A 17972-nucleotide genomic window follows, 5' to 3' on the forward strand; every position below is an offset into this window, starting at 1 on the left:
GCCAAGTCCCCTGTGGGAGCCAGCCTGCTGGCGATAGCGGTCTGGCAGACACCTCGTTGCCGGATGTGCCGCCGTCATCGCCAGCAGGCTGGCTCCCACACCGTTCTGGGGTGACCGCAGACTCTGCATCAGGCCAAGTCCCCTGTGGGAGCCAGCCTGCTGGCGATAGCGGTCTGGCAGACACCTCAATGCCGGATGTGCCGCCGTCATCGCCAGCAGGCTGGCTCTCACACTGTTCTGGGGTGACCGCAGACTCTGCATAAGGCCACCGTCCGTCTCCGATCTGTCACCAATGCCGGCTACCCTCGTCGGGTTCATCCCCAGAGCCCCTGCCATGTTCAAAGGCTTGTCCCTGTGTCTGCTGCTGATCAGCCTTGCGGTGCGCGCCGAGGAGTGGCCGGTCGACCCGCAAGCGGCCGGCCCGGCCATCGAGGCCCTGGAGGCCTACGCTTTTCCGCCCCGCGATGACAGCACCCGCCAGGGCATCCGCACCGACGCCTTGCTGGTGATCCGCGACGGCCGATTGGTCTATGAGCGCTACGCCGGGCCGACCACCGCCGACACCCCGCACCTGACCTGGTCGATCAGCAAGAGCCTGATGGCCACGGTGCTGGGCGTGGCCTACGGCGAAGGCCGGTTCCGCCTCGAAGACCCGGCGTCGAAGTACTGCCCGGCGCTGGAACGGCACCCGACCGTCACCTTGGGCGATCTGCTGCACTGGGCGTCCGGCCTGGACTGGCAGGAAGACTACGAATACGCGCCGCTCAAGTCCTCGGTGGTGGCGATGCTCTACACCCGCGGCCATCGCGACATGGCCGCGTTCACGGCGGGCCACGAGGCCTATGCCGCACCGGGCACGGCGTTCCGTTATTCCAGCGGCGACAGCAACCTGCTGGCGGCGGCGCTCAAGGGCATCGTCGGCCCGCAGCGCTATGCGGACTATCCCTGGACCGCTCTGTTCGAGCCGCTGGGCATCCGCCGTGCCGTGTGGGAGACCGATGCCGCCGGCACCTTCGTCGCTTCGTCGTATGTCTACCTCACCGCCCGCGACCTGGCGCGGATCGGCCTGCTGATGGCCCGGAACGGACGCTGGGGCGAACGGCAATTACTGCCCGCCGAGTGGGTCGCCTTCAACCGCACCCCGTTTACCGGCTACAAGGCCGGCCAGGACGAGGCCGTGCCCGGCGGCCACTGGTGGCTCAACCGTCCGGCGGACGGCGCGCCACCGCCCTGGCCCGACGCGCCGCCCGATACCTTCGCCGCCCTCGGCCATTGGGGGCAGGCCTTGTATGTGATCCCGAGCGCGAACCTGGTGATCGTGCGCTACGGCGACGACCGTGACGGCCGCTACCGGCACAACGAACTGCTCAAGCGGGCCCTTGCGGCATTCGCCGGGACGGTGCGGCCATGAAGCTGCTGGGGCGTGTGTTGCTGCTGGCGTTCGTCGCGCTGCTGGGCTGGGGCTGGCTCGAACGCCAGGCGCTGTGGGCGTTCCCGGACATCATCAGCGCCTACACCGCCAAGGAATACTGCTCGTGCCGGTATGTGATGAACAACGGCGCCGAGTACTGCCGCGGGTATGTGAAGCAGTGGCTGGGCACCAGCGGCTTTGCCGACGAGCCGTCGAGCAAGACGGTCACCGTCAGCGGCCTGGGCCGCAGCAACAGCGCCCGGTGGATGGGCGAGCGTCAGGGCTGTCGCTTGGCGCCCTGATGCTGTGACCTGTGACTTGGGATCTGTGGCTTGTGGCTTGAGACCTGTCGCGAGGGAGCTTGCTCCCGCTGGACTGCGCAGCAGGCCCCAACCCATTCTCCGCGCAATACCGGCCAGGCCGCATGCACAGATTTTGGGGCTGCTCCGCACCCCAGCGGGAGCAAGCTCCCTCGCCACAGGATTGGGCTTTGCCGGAACGGCCCGGGCCGGTTAAGGTTCGTGCAGGTTTTTCTGCCCCACGGGTCTTCAATGCTCAACCGTTCTCTCTGCACCGCCGCCGGCCTGCTGCTGGCTGCTGCCGCCCTGCCGGCCCAGGCCAACTGGTATTTGGACGGCGAGTCCTCGCGGCTGTCGTTCGTCAGCACGAAAAACGCCAACATCGCCGAAGTGCAGCGCTTCCTGGTGCTGCACGGCAAGGTCGATCCGGACGGCCGGGCCGAGGTCGAGGTCGAGCTGGACTCGATCAACAGCGGCATCCCGCTGCGCGACGAGCGCATGCGCAAGGAGCTGTTCCAGATCGAGCAATTTCCCGACGCCACCATCTCCACCCGGATCGACCTGCGCCCGATCAACGACCTGGCGCCCGGCGCGCAACTGGAGCTGCGCCTGCCGCTGACCGTCAGCCTGCACGGCAAACAGCGCGAATACCCCGCCGAACTGCTCGCCACCCGTCTCGACGACCGGCGCTTTCAGGTGGTGACCCTGGAGCCGCTGGTGATCAACGCCGAGGACTTCGACCTGGCGCCGGGCCTGGAAACCCTGCGCAACCTGGCCGGCCTGTCGGCCATCAGCCTGTCGGTGCCGGTGGGTGCGGTGCTGATCTTCGCGGCGCGCTGACATGCGCGGCGCGGTGTTTCCCTGGCGCGACGGCAACCGCTTCGAACTGCTGATCGACGGGCCGCAGTTCTTCCCGCGCATGCTCGACGCCATCGCCGGCGCCCGCGAGCAGATCGAGCTGGAGCTGTACCTGGTGGAGGCCGGCGCCTGCGCCGAAACCGTGGTGCAGGCGCTGGTGCTGGCGGCGGAGCGGGGCGTGCGGGTGCGCTGCCTGTTCGACGACTACGGCAGCCTGGCCTTCACCCTGAACCTGCGTCAGCGGCTGACCGGCGCCGGCGTCGAACTGCGTTTCTACAACCGCCTGAACTGGCGGCGCTGGGTCGGCAATTTCTATCGCGACCACCGCAAGCTGCTGCTGGTGGATCAATGCCTGGCGGTGGTGGGCGGCACCGGGGTCACCGACGAGTTCTGGACGCCGGGCCACGACACCAGCGAATGGCACGAGGTGATGGTGCAGATCACAGGCCCCCTGGTGCTCGACTGGCAACTGCTGTTCGACCGCCAGTGGATCGCCAACCGCCATCGCCGCGCCTGGCGGCCCAATGCGCATTTCGGCCTGCCGCGCCTGCCCCGGGTGCCGGACGCGGGGGAGGGCATGGGCCGGGTGGCCTATGCCGACGCCCGCCAGCACCGGGACATCCTGCAGTCGCTGTTCCGCGCGCTCAACAGCGGCCAGCGCCGCATCTGGCTGGCCACGCCGTATTTCCTGCCGACCTGGAAGATCCGCCGCTCCCTGCGCAAGGCCGCCGCCCGTGGCCTCGACGTGCGCCTGCTGCTGACCGGGCCGCGCACCGATCACCCTTCCGTGCGCTACGCCGGGCACCGCTACTACCCGCGCCTGCTCAAGGCCGGGGTGAAGATCTTCGAGTACCAGCCGTGTTTCCTGCACCTGAAGATGGTGCTGGTGGACGATTGGGTGAGCATCGGTTCGTGCAACTTCGACCACTGGAACCTGCGCTTCAACCTGGAGGCGAACCTGGAGGCGCTGGATCCGCCGTTGACGGCGGCGGTGGCTTCGAGCTTCGAGCGGGATTTCGGTCTGAGCCAGCAGGTGAGCCTGGAGGAATGGCGGCGCCGGCCGTTGTGGCGGCGCATCAAGCAGCGGCTGTGGGGGTGGGTGGATCGGGTGGTGGTCAATCTGCTGGATCGGCGGGGATAGTTGTTACACAGAAAACCTGTGGGAGCTGGCAAGCCAGCTCCCACAGGTTTTGCAGTGCTTGGCTGATTACAGCAGTTCGAAGCTCTGCTGCGTCACGTCCTGGGAATCCAGGCCGATCTGCACGTTGAACTTGCCGGGCTCGGCGGCGTACTTGAGCTGGGCGTTGTAGAACTTCAGGTCGTCTTCGGTGATGGTGAAGTGCACGACCTTCTGTTCGCCGGCCTTGAGCATGACTTTCTGGAAGTTCTTCAGCTCCTTCACCGGACGGATCATCGAGCCGGTGACGTCCTGGATGTACAGCTGCACCACGGTTTCGCCGTCACGCTGGCCGGTGTTCTTCACCACGACGCTGGCGTCGAGCTTGCCGGTGGCGTTCAGGGTGGTGGACGACAGCGCCATGTCGCTCAGGCTGAAGTCGGTGTAGCTCAGGCCGTAGCCGAACGGGAACAGGGGGCCTGTGGTGTCATCGAAGTACTGCGAGGTGTAGTTGCCCGGCTTGCCCGGCGTGAACGGCCGGCCGATGCTCAGGTGGTTGTAGTAGGTCGGGATCTGGCCCACGGAGCGCGGGAAGGTCACCGGCAGCTTGCCCGACGGGTTGTAGTCGCCGAACAGCACGTCGGCGATGGCGTTGCCGCCCTCGGTGCCGCTGAACCAGGTCTCCAGGATCGCGTCGGCCTGTTCCTTCTCCTCCAGGATCGTCAGCGGACGGCCGTTCATCAGCACCAGCACCAGCGGCTTGCCGGTGGCCTTGAGGGCGCGGATCAGCGCGCGCTGGTTTTCCGGGATGTTCAGGTCGGTGCGGCTGGAGGACTCGTGGGACATGCCGCGGGATTCGCCCACGGCGGCCACGACCACGTCGGCGTCCTTGGCGGCCTTCACCGCTTCGTCGATCAGCACGTTGGCCGGACGCGGGTCATCGACCACTTCCGGCGCATCGAAGTTGAGGAAGTTGAGGTAGTCGAGCACCTTCTTGTCGCTGGTGATGTTGGCGCCGCGGGCGTAGGTCAGGTTCGACTTGTCGCCGATGACCGCGCTCATGCCGTCGAACAGGGTGACCGACTGGGCCGGACGGCCGGCGGCGGCCCAGCTGCCCATCATGTCGATCGGCGCCTTGGCCAGCGGGCCGACCAGGGCAACCTTCGCGGACTTCTTCAACGGCAGGGTCTGGTTGCGGTTGGTCAGCAGCACCAGGCTGCGGCGGGCCACGTCGCGGGCCTCGCTGCGGTGCAGGCGGCTGTCGGCGTAGGTGTCGGCCGGATCGTCCTCGGCCTTGCCGATGCGCAGGTACGGATCCTTGAACAGGCCCATGTCGTACTTGGCCGCGAGCACTTCGCGCACGGCGTTGTCGATGTCCTTCTGCTTGATCTCGCCGGACTTGAGCAGCCCCGGCAGTTCCTTGCCGTACAGGGTGTCGTTCATGCTCATGTCGATGCCGGCCTTGATCGCCAGCTTCGCCGCTTCGCGGCCGTCACGGGCCACGCCGTGCTTGATCAGTTCGAAGATCGCGCCGTGGTCGCTGACCGCCAGGCCCTTGAAGCCCCACTCCTTGCGCAGCAGGTCGTTCATCAGCCAGGTGTTGGCGGTGGCCGGGATGCCGTTGACCGAGTTCAGCGCCACCATCACCCCGCCGGCGCCGGCGTCGATGGCCGCGCGGTACGGCGGCAGGTAGTCCTGGTACATCTTCACCGGGCTCATGTCCACGGTGTTGTAGTCGCGGCCGCCCTCGACCGCGCCGTACAGGGCGAAGTGCTTGACGCTGGCCATGATGCTGTCCGCCGCGCTCGGCGATTCGCCCTGGTAGGCCTTGACCATCACCTTGGCGATGCGCGAGGTCAGGTAGGTGTCTTCGCCGAAGCCTTCGGAGCTGCGGCCCCAGCGCGGGTCGCGGGAGATGTCGACCATCGGCGCGAAGGTGATGTCGAGGCTGTCGGCCGCCGCCTCGTTGGCGGCCACGCGGCCGGAGCGGCCGATGGCGTCCATGTCCCAGCTGGAGGCGAGGGCCAGGGGAATCGGGAAAATCGTACGGTGGCCGTGGATGACGTCGTACGCGAAAAACATCGGGATCTTCAGCCGGCTGCGCATCGCGGCGTCCTGCATCGGACGGTTTTCCGGACGGGTGATCGAGTTGAAGGTGCCGCCGATGTTGCCGGCGGCGATTTCCTTGCGGATCAGCTCGCGGGGCATTTCCGGGCCGATGCTGATCAGGCGCAGTTGGCCGATCTTTTCGTCGAGGGTCATCTGCTTCATCAGGTTGCTGATGAAAGCGTCCTTGTTTTCCAGGGGAACCGGGGTCGTGGCGGCCAATGCCTGATGACTGGCCAGGCTGACGAACAGGCCCAGCAAACACAGCTTCTTCATGAATGGACTTCTCAAGGGCCTAAACGGCAATGCGATGCCGGCCAGCCAAAATTTAGGGAGCGACTATTGTTGTTCGGGTGCTGATTGAAAAAACGACAGCCGAAAAAAACGTCGCCGGTGTTCGGCGACGCGATCGCGCAGGGCCTCTTTGTAGCCCATCGGCCTGCGGCAATCCAGTGGCGCGGGCGATTATGCCCCAAGAGCCCGCCGAGAATGTTTCGCGATCGCCTTTTAATGGAATGCGCCAGGGAGCACCCGTGCGATGAATGTCAGTCCCGCCCGCCGTTCGCGTTTGCAGATCGCCACCCTGCTGGTGCTGGCCACGCTGTTGACCGCCTGCGGCATCAACAACATCCCGACCCTCGACGAACAGGCCAAGGCCGCCTGGGGCCAGGTGCAGAACCAGTACCAGCGGCGCGCCGACCTGATCCCCAACCTGGTGGAGACGGTCAAGGGCTACGCCAAGCACGAGGAGGCGACCCTGACCGCGGTGGTCGAGGCCAGGGCCAAGGCCACCTCGATCCAGGTCGACGCCAGCACCCTCGACAACCCGGAAAAGCTCAAGCAGTTCCAGCAGGCCCAGGATCAGCTCAGCGGTGCCTTGAGCCGGTTGATGGTGGTGTCCGAGCGCTACCCGGACCTTAAGGCCAACCAGAACTTCCTCGCCCTGCAGTCCCAGCTCGAAGGCACGGAGAACCGCATCAGCGTGGCCCGGCGCGATTTCATCCTGGCGGTGCAGAAGTACAACACCGAGATCCGCACCTTCCCCGGCCTGCTCTGGCACAAGGTGATGTACAGCGACCTGCCGGTGCGCGAGACCTTCGAGGCCACCAGCCCCGGCGCGGACAAGGCCCCGGAAGTGAAGTTCTGATCCGGGGCCGGCCATGCGCACGCTGAAGGCGGGTCTGGCGCTGACGCTTTGGTTGTTGGCCGGCAGCGCGTTGGCCGAACTGACGTTCCCGGCCCTGACCGGGCGGGTGGTGGATCAGGCGCAGATGATCGAGCCGTCGGTGCGCGCCCAGTTGAGCCAGCAGTTGCAGGCCCACGAGCAGGCCACCGGCGAGCAGGTGGTCGTGGTCACGCTGCCGGACCTGCAGGGCGACACCATCGAGGACTTCGGCGTGCAGCTCGGCCGGCACTGGGGCATCGGCCAGAAAGACAAGAACAACGGCGCGCTGCTGATCGTCGCCCGCGCCGAGCGCAAGTTGCGCATCGAAGTCGGCTACGGCCTGGAGGACCGGCTGACCGACGCCCAGGGTTCGGTGATCATCCATCAGGTCATCACGCCGGCCTTCAAGGCCGGAAACTTCAGCAAGGGCATCAGCGACGGCGTGGCGGCGATGCTGGTGGTGCTGGGCGGCAATCCGCTGGACGAGCCGTCGACGGTGTACGAGCCGGCCGGCGATCCGGCGGACGATTTCGTCTCCCGCCATCCGACCCTGTTCGTGTTTCTCGTCATGTTGTTGATCCTGACTGTCTTTGTCTGCCAGATGCTCGGTATCCTTCCCGCCGGCCGGGGCGGTTCCGGGGGATCGGGCGGCGGTTTCGGCGGTGGCGGCTTCGGTGGCGGCGGGGGCGGAGGCTTCAGCGGCGGCGGGGGCAGTTTCGGCGGCGGCGGATCGTCCGGCGGCTGGTGACATAACAATAAAGACTGGGCATTTCACGACATGGCATTACTGACCGAACACGAACAACGCAAAGTCGCCGAGGCGATCGCCCGGGTCGAGCGCGAAACCGACGCCGAACTGGTGACGGTGCTGGCCGCCCGCGCCGACGACTACGCCTACGTCCCGCTGCTGTGGGCCAGCCTGCTGGCGCTGGTGCTGCCGGGGATCGTGCATTACTTCACCGGCTGGTTGACCCTGCGCAGCCTGCTGGTGGTGCAGTGGGGCGTGTTCATCGTGCTGTGCCTGGTGTTCCGCCTGCCGAAGGTCACCACCCACCTGGTGCCGCGCCGGGTGCGCCACTGGCGGGCGTCGAACCTGGCGCGCCGGCAGTTCCTGGAGCAGAACCTGCACCACACGGTGGGCGGCACCGGGATGCTGATCTTCGTCTGCGAGGCCGAACGCTATGTGGAGATCCTGGTGGACGAAGGGATTTCCAGCCGGCTGGACAACAGGAACTGGGACGCGATCGTCGCGACGTTCACCGAACAGGTGCGCCAGGGGCAGACGTTGCAGGGGTTCGTCGCGTGCATCGAGGCCTGCGGCGAGTTGCTCAAGGTGCATGTGCCGGTGACCCAGGTGCGCAACGAGTTACCGAACCGCCTGGTGGTGCTGGGCTGAGGCCGGTGGCGATCCGGCACAGCGGGAATCTGCGCCGTTGGGCAAATAACTGCGTGTCCCCGGCGCCCATCCCCCCTAAACTGTGCGCCATTCCCGATTTGCCCCGTCCGAGGCCGTTTCCCGCATGTCCGTCACCGCCGCTTCCTCCCCCGATCAGCACGCCAGGTTCATCGGGCTGCTGCAAACCAGCCTCGATCAGAACGGCTTCATCAAACTGGTGCTGGCCCGGTACGTCGGCGACGAGGCGGACCTGCAGCGGGTCATCATCAAACCGGTGACGGTCAAGGGCCAGCCGAGCCTGTCCTTCGTCTACCGCTACAAGACCCGCGACATCACCAAGAACCTGGCCCTGGCCGACGGCGTGGCGGCGGTCGCCGGTCTGTTGCCCGAGTCGTTCAAGAACGCGCACCTGCTGACGCTGACCGACGAAGCCCAGCTCGAATACAGCAAGAAGGGCAAGCCTTCGCTGTTCATGAGCAAGCCCCAGCAATTGCGCGAAGTGCCGACCGCCGGCCACAACCGCGAGAAGCACCGCTTCCTCGAACTGAACCGGCCGTTCCTCAAGGACCTGGGCGTGACCAACGCCCAGGGCGAGCTGATCCCGGCGATGTCGCGCAAGTGGAAGCAGATCAACAAGTTCATCGAGGTGTTCAGCCATGCGCTGACTTCGTCGCCGCTGGCGCTGGACAAGCCGGTGCGGGTGGCGGACTTCGGCTCGGGCAAGGGCTACCTGACCTTCGCCATCCATGACTACCTGCGCAACACCCTCAAGGCCGAGGGCGAAGTCACCGGCGTCGAGCTGCGCCAAGAGATGGTCGACCTGTGCAATGCCGCCGCGCAGAAACTGGCGCACCCGGGCCTGGCGTTCAAGTGCGGCGACGTGCGCAGCGTGGCGCCGAGCGAGCTGGAGGTGATGATCGCCCTGCATGCCTGCGACATCGCCACCGATTACGCGATCCATACCGGCATTCGTTCCGGGGCGTCGATCATTCTGTGCTCGCCGTGCTGCCACAAGCAGATCCGCCTGCAGATCCAGAGCCCGGCGCTGCTCAAGCCGATGCTGCAATACGGCCTGCACCTGGGGCAGCAGGCGGAAATGGTCACCGACAGCCTGCGCGCGCTGTTCCTGGAGGCCTGCGGCTACGAGACCAAGGTGTTCGAGTTCATCTCGCTGGAGCACACCAACAAGAACAAGATGATCCTGGCGGTGAAGCGCGCCGAGCCGGTGGATCCGGCCCGGCTGCTGGAGAAGATCCAGGAGCTGAAGGCGTTCTACCACATCAGCGAGCACTGCCTGGAAACCCTGCTGCGCGCCGACGGCTATCTGGCCTGACCTGAAGGGTGGGGGGCCTGGGCTGACGCCATCGCCAGCAGGCTGGCTCCCACTTTGTTTTGCAGTCACCGCCGTTTCGGCATTCAACCGAGAACCCCTGTGGGAGCCAGCCTGCTGGCGATGGGGTCAGTCAAATCACCGCCGGCCAAAACCTAGGCAGTGGCTCTCACCTTCGATTGCACCGCCGTCTTGCGCCCGAGCATCACCGTCGCGATCACACCGCAGGCGAACACCCAGGTGACCGGCTCCACATGCTCGCCGAAGAACAGCGCCGAAAACGCGATGGTGAAGAAGATCTGCAGCAGCTGGATCTGGCTGACCCGGGCGATGCCGCCCATGGCCAGGCCGGCGTACCAGGCGAAGAAACCGATGAACTGGGAGAACAGCGCGACGTAGCCGAACGCCCACCAGGTCTTGGCCGACACCGCGCCCTGATGCTGCAGCGCCAGGTACAGCACCGGGCCGATCAGCAACGGCGTCGACAGCACCAGCGCCCAGCAGATCACCTGCCAGCCGCCCATCTCCTTGGCCAACCGGCCGCCCTCGGCGTAGCCCAGTCCGCCCACCGCGATGGCGGCGAGCATCAGCAGGTCGCCGGCCTGGATGCTGCCGGCGCCGCTGAGCAGCGCGTAGCCGAGCACCAACGCGCTGCCCAGGGCCGCGCAGGCCCAGAACGCCTTCGACGGCCGCTCGTGGGACAGCCACGCGGCGTACAGCGCCACGCACAACGGTTGCAGGCCGTTGACCAGCGCACCGTGGGACGCCGGCAAGGTCTGCATGGCCCAGGCCGACAGCACCGGAAAGCCCAGGATCACGCCGGCGATCACCAGGCTCAGGCCTTTGACCTGATGCCAGGTCGGCCACTTTTCCCGTCGCCACAACAGCAGCAACGCCGCCGGCACCGCCGCGAACAGGGCGCGGCCCAGGCCGTTGAGCAGCGGGTGCAGTTCCTGCACCACGATCCGGGTGAAGGGCAGGGTGAGGCTGAAGATCACAACCCCGAGCAGGCCCAGGGCCATGCCGGTGTTTTCGCGGGAGGACATGTTGGCGACCGGTAATGAAGGTGGCAGGGAGGTGGGTTCATCTAGCCATAAACCGCCGGGTTTGGCGCTTACAGCTGGCTGCTGAATGGTCGGTACAGTTCGGATGATGTCCTTGTGGTGAAGGAGAGTGCTCCGCTGATGTCCATGTGGCGAGGGAGCAAGCTCCCTCGCCACAGGTCACAGGTCACAGGTCTCAAATCCGCAGAGGCGGCGGATCCGGTCTACCTTGTAGGTTCCTGTGCATTTACCTGAGGAGCCTCGGCCATGGCCGCAAAGAAAATCCTGATGCTGGTCGGCGATTACGTCGAAGACTATGAAGTGATGGTGCCGTTCCAGGCCCTGCAGATGGTCGGTCACACCGTGCATGCCGTCTGCCCGGACAAGGCGGCGGGCAAGACGGTGCGCACCGCAATCCATGATTTCGAAGGCGACCAGACCTACAGCGAGAAGCCCGGTCACCTGTTCGCCCTGAACTTCGATTTCGCCAAGGTCGAGGCCAAGGACTACGACGCCTTGCTGATCCCCGGCGGCCGTGCGCCGGAGTACCTGCGGCTCAACGAGAAGGTGCTGGAACTGGTGCGCGCCTTCGACCAGGCCGGCAAGCCGATCGCGGCGGTGTGCCACGGGGCGCAGCTGCTGGCGGCGGCGGGCGTTCTGGAGGGGCGCGAGTGCAGCGCCTACCCGGCCTGTGCGCCGGAGGTGCGCCTGGCCGGCGGCACGTACATCGACATCCCGGTGACCGAGGGCCATGTCCAGGGCAACCTGGCCACCGCCCCGGCCTGGCCGGCGCATCCGCACTGGCTGGCCGGTTTCCTCGGGTTGCTGGGCACGCGGATCACGCTGTGACGGGGGACGGCGGCTGACGCCATCGCCAGCAGGCTGGCTCCCACACTGATTTGCGCTGGCCACAGAGGTTGCCTGCACCCTGCAACCCTGTGGGAGCCAGCCTGCTGGCGATGGCGTCAATAAGGCCGCCGCAGGCAGGCGCCCTGCGCAAGCGGGCGACAGACCTTGCGGACTGGTCTTTACTCATCGGCGCGCCACTTTCCGATCGCCAAGGAGAAACGAACATGTCCGGATGGTACGAATTGAGTAAAAGCAGCAACGGCCAGTTCAGGTTCGTCCTGAAGGCCGCCAACGCCGAGACCGTTTTGACCAGCGAGCTCTACGCCACCCATGCGGCGGCCGAGAACGGCATCGCCTCGGTGCAGGCCAACAGTCCGCTGGACGAGCGCTACGAGAGAAAGACCACGAAGGACGGCCACCCGTACTTCAACCTCAAGGCCGCCAACCACCAGGTCATCGGCAGCAGCGAGGCCTATTCGTCCGATGCCGCGTGTGAAAAGGGCATCGCCAGCGTCAAGGCCAACGGGCCTTCGAAGACGGTCAAGGACAAGGCGCGGCCGGTCCTCTGAAGCGCTGATGCGGGCGCGGGCGTGCCCGCGATGGCGGCCTTGAATGTGCCGGCCCCATCGCGGGCAGGAGGGGCGGGGTCAGCGCAGGTGCTTGAGAAGCGCCTTGAGTTGCGTGCGTCCGGCCTCGCTCAGCGGGAACACCGGCAGGCGCGGGTCTCCGGCCTCCAGCCCGGTCTCGCGCAGACCGGCCTTGATCGTCGCCGGCAGACCGCCCTTGAGGATGAAGTCCAGCAGCGGCAACTGGCGGTAGAACAGCTCCCGCGCCTTGGCCAGGTCACCCGCCAGCGTGGCGTCGTACAGGTCCAGGTTGAGCTGCGCGATCAGGTTCGGCGCCGCCGTGCACCAGCCTCGTGCCCCGGCGGCGAACGCTTCCAGGGCCAGCGGGTTGCAGCCGTTGTAGAACGGCACCCGGCCTTCGCCGAGCAATTGCAGCTTGTGCATGCGCTGGATGTCGCCGGTGCTCTCCTTGACCATGGTCACGTTCTCCACGCCGTTGACGATGCGCAGGATCAGCTCCACCGACATGTCGGTGCCGCTGGTGGCCGGGTTGTTGTAGAGCATGATCGGCACGCCGATGCTGTCGCCGATGGCGCGGTAGTGGGCGAGGATCTCCGCCTCGCTGAGCTTCCAGTAGGAGGCCGGCAGCACCATCACCACGTCGGCGCCGTGGGCTTCGGCGAAGCGGGCGCGGCGGATGGCCTTGGCGGTGGTCAGGTCGGACACGCTGACGATGGTCGGCACCCGTTTGGCCACGTGGCGGATGCTGAACTCGGCGACCTGGTCCCATTCGGCGTCGCTGAGGTAGGCGCCTTCGCCGGTGCTGCCCAGCGGGGCGATGGCGTGGACGCCGCTGTCGATCATCCGGTCGATGGAGCGGCCGAGGGCCGGCAGGTCGAGGCCTTCGCCATGGGCGCCGAACGGGGTGACGGTGTAGCCGATGATGCCGTGAATGTCGGTCTTGGACATGGGGGTGTCTCCGTGGAAAGGGGGCTTCAGTTCAGGCAATCGGCGTGCTGGCGCAGATTCTGCCGGGCGTAGTAGTTGAAGGCGGCGGCATGGCGTTTGGGCTTGGACACCCAGTCATGGGCTTCGCGGCCCAGCGCCGGGATGATCGGCTTGACGGTGCCCGCCGCCATCGCCAGCAGTTGCAGTTTGGCGGCGCGCTCGATCAGTTGCGCGATCACGCAGGCTTCCTCGATGGTGGCGCCGGTGGACAGCTGGCCGTGGTGGGACAGCAGGATCGCCCGCTTGTCGCCCAGTGCGCCGGCGATCAGCTCGCCTTCTTCGTTGCCCACCGGCACGCCCGGCCAGCCTTCGAGGAAGGCGCAGTCGTCGTACAGCGGGCACAGGTCCATGTGGGAGATCTCCAGCGGCACCTCCAGCATCGACAGCGCGGCGATGTGCGTCGGGTGCGTGTGGATGATGCAGTTCACGTCCGGCCGGGCGCGGTACACCCAGCTGTGGAAACGGTTGGCCGGGTTGGCCATGCCGTGGCCTTCGAGCACTTCCAGGTCCTCGTTGACCAGCAGCAGGTTGCCTGCGGTGATCTCGTCGAAGCCCAGGCCCAGTTGCTGGGTCCAGTAAGTGCCGGGCTGCGGCCCGCGGGCGGTGATCTGTCCGGCGAGGCCGGCGTCGTGGCCGTTCTCGAACAGGATGCGGCAGGTCAGGGCCAGCTTTTGCCGGTCTGTCCACGTATTATCCGCCAGGGTGTTCTGCATCTGCGTCAGCGCCTGCTTGACCAGCTGCTCTTTGGGTAGTGCTAATGTCTTGGCCATATCGGTGTCCTTTGGGTGGTTCAATGGACGTCGGGTTTGCTGTCGCTCCGCTGCTCGCAAGGTCGTGGGTGACTGCAAATGACACTAAAGAGGCTATATGACACTTTGTGTCATTGGCAAGGAATAATCGTCGCTTCCTTGATGGATTAATCGCTTCGCATGTCTATCCGTTTGAAATTATTGAGAAAAAAACTTGGCGTGACGCTTGAGGCCTTGGCCGAGAAATCCGGCATGACCAAGAGTTATTTGTCGAAGGTCGAGCGCGGGCTCAACACGCCGTCGATCGCCGCCGCGCTGAAACTGGCCAAGGCGTTGAACGTGAAGGTCGAGGAACTGTTCTCCGAGGACAACGTCAGCCTCGACAGCTACAGCCTGGTGCGCAGCCACGAGCGCCAGTCGCTGGCCGCCAACGACCACAGCCACGGCTACGCGGTGCTGGCCCATCAGGTGAGCGAGCGCAGCCTGCTGCCGTTCATCATCTATCCGCCCGCCGAGTTCACCGACAAGACGTTCAAGGAGCACCTGGGCGAGGAGTTCCTGTTCGTCCACGAAGGCCGGGTGGAAGTGGACTTCATGACCGAGCGGGTGCTGCTGGAGAAGGGCGACGCGCTGCACTTCAACGCGCAGAAACCGCACCGGATCCGCTCGGTGGGCGAGGAGCAGGCGCAGTTGCTGGTGGTGGTGCACAGCGCCGAAGAGTGACAACCCCTGTGGCGAGGGAGCTTGCTCCCGCCGGGCTGCGCAGCGGCCCCTTGCATTGGCGGCCGCTGCGCAGCCGAGCGGGAGCAAGCTCCCTCGCCACAGTTCAGAGCTCGACGGGCACCGACAGCTTCGGATTCCCCAGCGCATGGCTCTTGGCGTCGAAGAAGCGCAGTTCGATTCCCGTCCCCTCGAACAGCCTGGCGTAATGGCGCTTCTGGTGCTGGATGAACGCGCTGCTGCGCGGGTAGACCGAGATCGCCAGGACCTTGGGTTGGGCCAGGCGCAAGGCGCGGACGATGTGCGCGTCCTGCTCGCCCAAGGCATGGCCGAACAGGCACACGTTGTCGCTGTGCCGCTGCAACTGGTCCAGGCAGAACGACAGGTAGTCCGAGCCGCGGATGGTCTTGAGCTTGTCCGCCGCCGGCCCTTCGTTGACGAACAGCGGCACGTCGTCGAGGGTCTTGATCGTATTGTTGATCGCGAACAGGCCCAGCAGTGTGCCCTCGGTGGAGGTCAGTTTGCGCGCCGTGCCGTCCTGGTTGCGCACCAGGTGCAGGCCGCCGTGCAGGTACAGCAGGCGCGGCTTGCGCGTGGCGTTCGCGCACAGGTCGAAACCGGCGTCGGGGCCGCTGAACAGGTCGTCGACCGCCTCGCCGCCGTGCTGGACCGCCCAGTGGCTGAGCAGGTCGTAATTGGTGGTGAACACCGTGCGGTAGCGGGCCAGTTCCTCGCTCAGCACCGTCAGGGTCGAGGCCTCGACCAGGCGCCAGGGGATGTGCACCGCATGCACCGTGTTGATCAGCGCTTCCTTGATCGCGTAGTAGCGGTTGCGCGGCGCCGCCGAGCTGACGGCCAGGGCCTTGTTCACCCGGCTGGTGGTCTTCAGCGCGCTCAGCACCTGCTCGAAGCTGCGGGTCTGCAGGGCGTCGAACACGCTCAGCTCCGACGGGCTCAGCGGTTTCTCTTCCACCGTGCGGGCATTCTCGAACAGCGAGTCGTAGCCGAAGTCGTCCCACACCGCGCGGCTGGCGCCGTTGCCCGTGAGCAGGCCGCCGAAGGCCACGGTGTCGCGCAGGGCATTCCAGTCTTCGAGGCGGTCGTCGACATCCAGAAAGTCGGTCATTGCAGGGCAGGTCTCAAACAAAGGGGCAGATGGGCGGCGACTTTATCACGAGCGGGCATTGAGCCAGATCAACAACGGCCGTGACCGTTCGGTCGATCCTGTGCGCATCCGCCGGATCGGAGCAGCCGGTTTGCCCCCTAATCAGGAGACCCGTTCATGAGCAGCACGTTCTTCATTCCCGCCGTCAACATCATGGGCAGCGGCTGCCTGGACGAGGCCATGGGCGCGATTCGCAACCATGGTTTTCGCAAGGCGCTGATCGTCACCGACGCCGGCCTGGCCAAGGCCGGCGTGGCGCAGATGATCGCCGAGAAACTGGCGATGCAGGACATCGATTCGGTGACCTTCGACGGCGCCAAGCCCAACCCGAGCATCGCCAACGTCGAGGCGGGGCTGGAGATGCTCAAGGCCGGCCGTTGCGATTTCGTGGTGTCCCTGGGCGGCGGCTCGCCCCACGACTGCGCCAAGGGCATCGCCCTGTGCGCGACCAACGGCGGGCACATCTGCGACTACGAGGGCGTCGACCGCTCCGCCAAGCCGCAGCTGCCGCTGGTCGCCATCAATACCACCGCCGGCACCGCCAGCGAGATGACCCGCTTCTGCATCATCACCGACGAATCGCGCCACGTGAAAATGGCCATCGTCGACCGCAACGTCACGCCGCTGCTGTCGGTCAACGACCCGGCGCTGATGGTGGCGATGCCCAAGGGCCTGACCGCCGCCACCGGCATGGACGCGCTGACCCACGCCATCGAGGCCTACGTGTCCACCGCCGCCAACCCGATCACCGACGCCTGCGCGCTCAAGGCCATGACCCTGATCAGCAACAACCTGCGCCTGGCGGTGCGCGACGGCAGCGACCTGGCGGCGCGGGAGAACATGGCCTACGCGCAGTTTCTGGCCGGCATGGCGTTCAACAATGCGTCGCTGGGCTACGTGCATGCGATGGCGCACCAGTTGGGCGGCTTCTACGATCTGCCCCACGGCGTCTGCAACGCCGTGCTGTTGCCCCATGTGCAGACGTTCAACGCGCTGGTGTGCGCCGACCGCCTCACCGACGTCGCCCACGCCATGGGCGCGGACATCCGCGGCTTCAGCCCGGAGGAGGGCGCACAGGCGGCCATCGCCGCGATCCGCTGCCTGGCCAAGGACGTCGAGATCCCCGGTGGCCTGCGCGACCTGGGCGCCAAATGCACCGACATCCCGGTGCTCGCCGCCAACGCCCTGAAAGACGCGTGCGGCTTCACCAATCCGCGGGCGGCGGATCAGCGGCAGATCGAGGAGATTTTCCGCAACGCATTCTGAGGCGTGCGCGGCTACGTGCGGATGCTCGCCAACCTGTCGGCGACGTTCACTCCGGTTGCGGCACTTCAAAGGTGCGGAGCAGGGCCCAGTCGGAAATATCGTTGCCCTCGCGCTGTTTGACCGAAATCATCTGCCGGCCGGGGCGCAAGGGCTCTCGGGGCTGGGCAAACCAGGCTCCGGCCCCATTCGTCTGCGTGGTTGCCAGGAGCGTGTCGGTCTGCAGGTCGAACAGGTCGATCTGCAGGCCTGCCGATCCTTGTCCACGAAGCTCCGGCATCGGCCCCGTCTGCGCCCCCTCCTTGGGCAAGTCGATCTGCGGCGCAGGTATGACGGGGTTCGGGTTGACGTTCAATTGCCGGGTCGAGCTCCAAGGCGATGTCGAGCCATCGAGCGTCTGCCGGGCGCGGATCCCGACAAGGCCGGCAGGCAATGGCACCGCTGCGTTGAAAAGCCATCGTCCGTTCTGTCCGGCGTAGCCGTTGCCGAGGTGCATTTCGGTTGGCGTGACGGCCCAGACCTCCACCAGGGCATTCGGCACGCCGGTGCCGAGCAGCAAGGTCGCCGGCCCGACGGTCGAGCCGGACTCCGGCAGCATGAAGGCGGGGGCAGAGGACAGTTGCACGACGTTGAAGGAGCGAAGATCGCCCGGCCCCGAATCGACGTTGCCGTCGGATTGCGAGGCCGTGATCGTCACGAGCCCTTGCCCGAACGGCGTGACCGGCCGCATGGACCAGCGTCCGGAGGTGTCCACCGGCGCGGTGTTCAAGGGTGATCCGGGGTTGTCGACGTTGATCACCGTTACCGTGTAGCCCGGCACGCCTGTGCCGGCTATCTGCGGCAAAGGGCCGGTGATGCCGTTGAGCGGCGGACTGTCGATGACCGGAGGCAGAAGCGTTTTGGTGCGGGACGTTTTCATGCGCAGTT

18 protein-coding genes are annotated in these 17972 nt (G+C 66.2%); 12 read left to right on the forward strand and 6 right to left on the reverse strand.

All coding sequences use genetic code 11. The features are described 5' to 3' along the window. Positions 1–334: 334 nt before the first annotated feature. The 4 genes from ACIP0B_RS12090 to ACIP0B_RS12105 all read left to right on the forward strand — a co-directional run bounded on the left by ACIP0B_RS12090 (position 335) and on the right by ACIP0B_RS12105 (position 3709). Positions 335–1411 carry a serine hydrolase domain-containing protein gene (locus ACIP0B_RS12090; protein WP_400832142.1) on the forward strand — a complete coding sequence of 359 codons (1077 nt, stop codon included), beginning with the start codon at positions 335–337 and terminating at the stop codon, positions 1409–1411. Continuing rightward, positions 1408–1713: an amidase gene (locus ACIP0B_RS12095; RefSeq protein WP_400832143.1), complete on the forward strand. Its 306-nt coding sequence runs from the start codon at positions 1408–1410 to the stop codon at positions 1711–1713. The genes ACIP0B_RS12090 and ACIP0B_RS12095 overlap by 4 nt, the downstream gene beginning before the upstream one ends. 249 nt (positions 1714–1962) lie before the next feature. Continuing rightward, complete coding sequence (locus tag ACIP0B_RS12100) at positions 1963–2550, forward strand: YceI family protein (protein WP_400832145.1); 588 nt, start codon at positions 1963–1965, stop codon at positions 2548–2550. Position 2551: 1 nt separating this feature from the next. Next, complete coding sequence (locus ACIP0B_RS12105; RefSeq protein ID WP_400832146.1) at positions 2552–3709, forward strand: phosphatidylserine/phosphatidylglycerophosphate/cardiolipin synthase family protein; 1158 nt, start codon at positions 2552–2554, stop codon at positions 3707–3709. A gap of 66 nt (positions 3710–3775) precedes the next feature. Here ACIP0B_RS12105 and bglX read toward each other — a convergent pair whose 3' ends face one another. Beyond that, entirely contained in the window at positions 3776–6067 is a 2292-nt protein-coding gene (bglX, locus tag ACIP0B_RS12110) for a beta-glucosidase BglX (RefSeq protein WP_400832148.1), read from the reverse strand. A gap of 262 nt (positions 6068–6329) precedes the next feature. Here bglX and ACIP0B_RS12115 point away from each other — a divergent pair, with 262 nt between their 5' ends. The 4 genes from ACIP0B_RS12115 (at position 6330) to ACIP0B_RS12130 (ending at position 9685) form a co-directional block, all read left to right on the forward strand. Beyond that, positions 6330–6938, forward strand: a complete 609-nt coding sequence (locus ACIP0B_RS12115) for a LemA family protein (protein WP_400832150.1) — start codon at positions 6330–6332, stop codon at positions 6936–6938. A gap of 13 nt (positions 6939–6951) precedes the next feature. Beyond that, positions 6952–7704 (forward strand): TPM domain-containing protein, encoded by a 753-nt coding sequence (locus ACIP0B_RS12120; RefSeq protein WP_400832152.1) that lies wholly within the window; start codon positions 6952–6954, stop codon positions 7702–7704. A gap of 30 nt (positions 7705–7734) precedes the next feature. Then, on the forward strand, positions 7735–8352 hold the full coding sequence (locus ACIP0B_RS12125; RefSeq protein WP_400832153.1) for a TPM domain-containing protein: 618 nt from the start codon (positions 7735–7737) through the stop codon (positions 8350–8352). 124 nt (positions 8353–8476) lie between these two features. Beyond that, complete coding sequence (locus ACIP0B_RS12130) at positions 8477–9685, forward strand: class I SAM-dependent methyltransferase (protein ID WP_400832155.1); 1209 nt, start codon at positions 8477–8479, stop codon at positions 9683–9685. A gap of 152 nt (positions 9686–9837) precedes the next feature. On the opposite strand, the gene ACIP0B_RS12135 is transcribed toward ACIP0B_RS12130, so the two are convergent. After that, positions 9838–10728 (reverse strand): DMT family transporter, encoded by an 891-nt coding sequence (locus ACIP0B_RS12135; RefSeq protein ID WP_400832156.1) that lies wholly within the window; start codon positions 10726–10728, stop codon positions 9838–9840. Between the two features lie 264 nt (positions 10729–10992). Here ACIP0B_RS12135 and ACIP0B_RS12140 point away from each other — a divergent pair, with 264 nt between their 5' ends. Further along, positions 10993–11574 (forward strand): DJ-1/PfpI family protein, encoded by a 582-nt coding sequence (locus tag ACIP0B_RS12140; protein WP_400832157.1) that lies wholly within the window; start codon positions 10993–10995, stop codon positions 11572–11574. A 224-nt stretch (positions 11575–11798) separates the two neighbouring features. Next, positions 11799–12143, forward strand: coding sequence for a YegP family protein (locus ACIP0B_RS12145; RefSeq protein ID WP_400832158.1), 345 nt, complete (start codon positions 11799–11801; stop codon positions 12141–12143). Positions 12144–12221: 78 nt separating this feature from the next. Here ACIP0B_RS12145 and ACIP0B_RS12150 read toward each other — a convergent pair whose 3' ends face one another. Both ACIP0B_RS12150 and ACIP0B_RS12155 read right to left on the reverse strand, forming a co-directional pair. Beyond that, complete coding sequence (locus tag ACIP0B_RS12150; protein ID WP_400832160.1) at positions 12222–13109, reverse strand: dihydrodipicolinate synthase family protein; 888 nt, start codon at positions 13107–13109, stop codon at positions 12222–12224. A gap of 26 nt (positions 13110–13135) precedes the next feature. Further along, complete coding sequence (locus ACIP0B_RS12155; RefSeq protein WP_085585231.1) at positions 13136–13918, reverse strand: aldolase; 783 nt, start codon at positions 13916–13918, stop codon at positions 13136–13138. Between the two features lie 159 nt (positions 13919–14077). On the opposite strand from ACIP0B_RS12155, the gene ACIP0B_RS12160 reads away from it, so the two are divergent. Beyond that, entirely contained in the window at positions 14078–14620 is a 543-nt protein-coding gene (locus ACIP0B_RS12160) for a helix-turn-helix domain-containing protein (RefSeq protein ID WP_085585229.1), read from the forward strand. Positions 14621–14723: 103 nt separating this feature from the next. Here the strand turns inward: ACIP0B_RS12160 and ACIP0B_RS12165 are convergent, their stop codons facing one another. Continuing rightward, complete coding sequence (locus tag ACIP0B_RS12165; RefSeq protein WP_400832162.1) at positions 14724–15743, reverse strand: DUF4917 family protein; 1020 nt, start codon at positions 15741–15743, stop codon at positions 14724–14726. Positions 15744–15899: 156 nt separating this feature from the next. On the opposite strand from ACIP0B_RS12165, the gene yiaY reads away from it, so the two are divergent. After that, complete coding sequence (gene yiaY / locus ACIP0B_RS12170; protein WP_400832164.1) at positions 15900–17048, forward strand: L-threonine dehydrogenase; 1149 nt, start codon at positions 15900–15902, stop codon at positions 17046–17048. A gap of 46 nt (positions 17049–17094) precedes the next feature. Here the strand turns inward: yiaY and ACIP0B_RS12175 are convergent, their stop codons facing one another. Then, positions 17095–17964: a hypothetical protein gene (locus tag ACIP0B_RS12175; RefSeq protein WP_400832166.1), complete on the reverse strand. Its 870-nt coding sequence runs from the start codon at positions 17962–17964 to the stop codon at positions 17095–17097. Positions 17965–17972: the final 8 nt, after the last annotated feature.

The sequence above is a fragment of the Pseudomonas sp. NPDC089534 genome, from assembly GCF_044749305.1.
Lineage (GTDB): Bacteria > Pseudomonadota > Gammaproteobacteria > Pseudomonadales > Pseudomonadaceae > Aquipseudomonas > Aquipseudomonas ekonensis.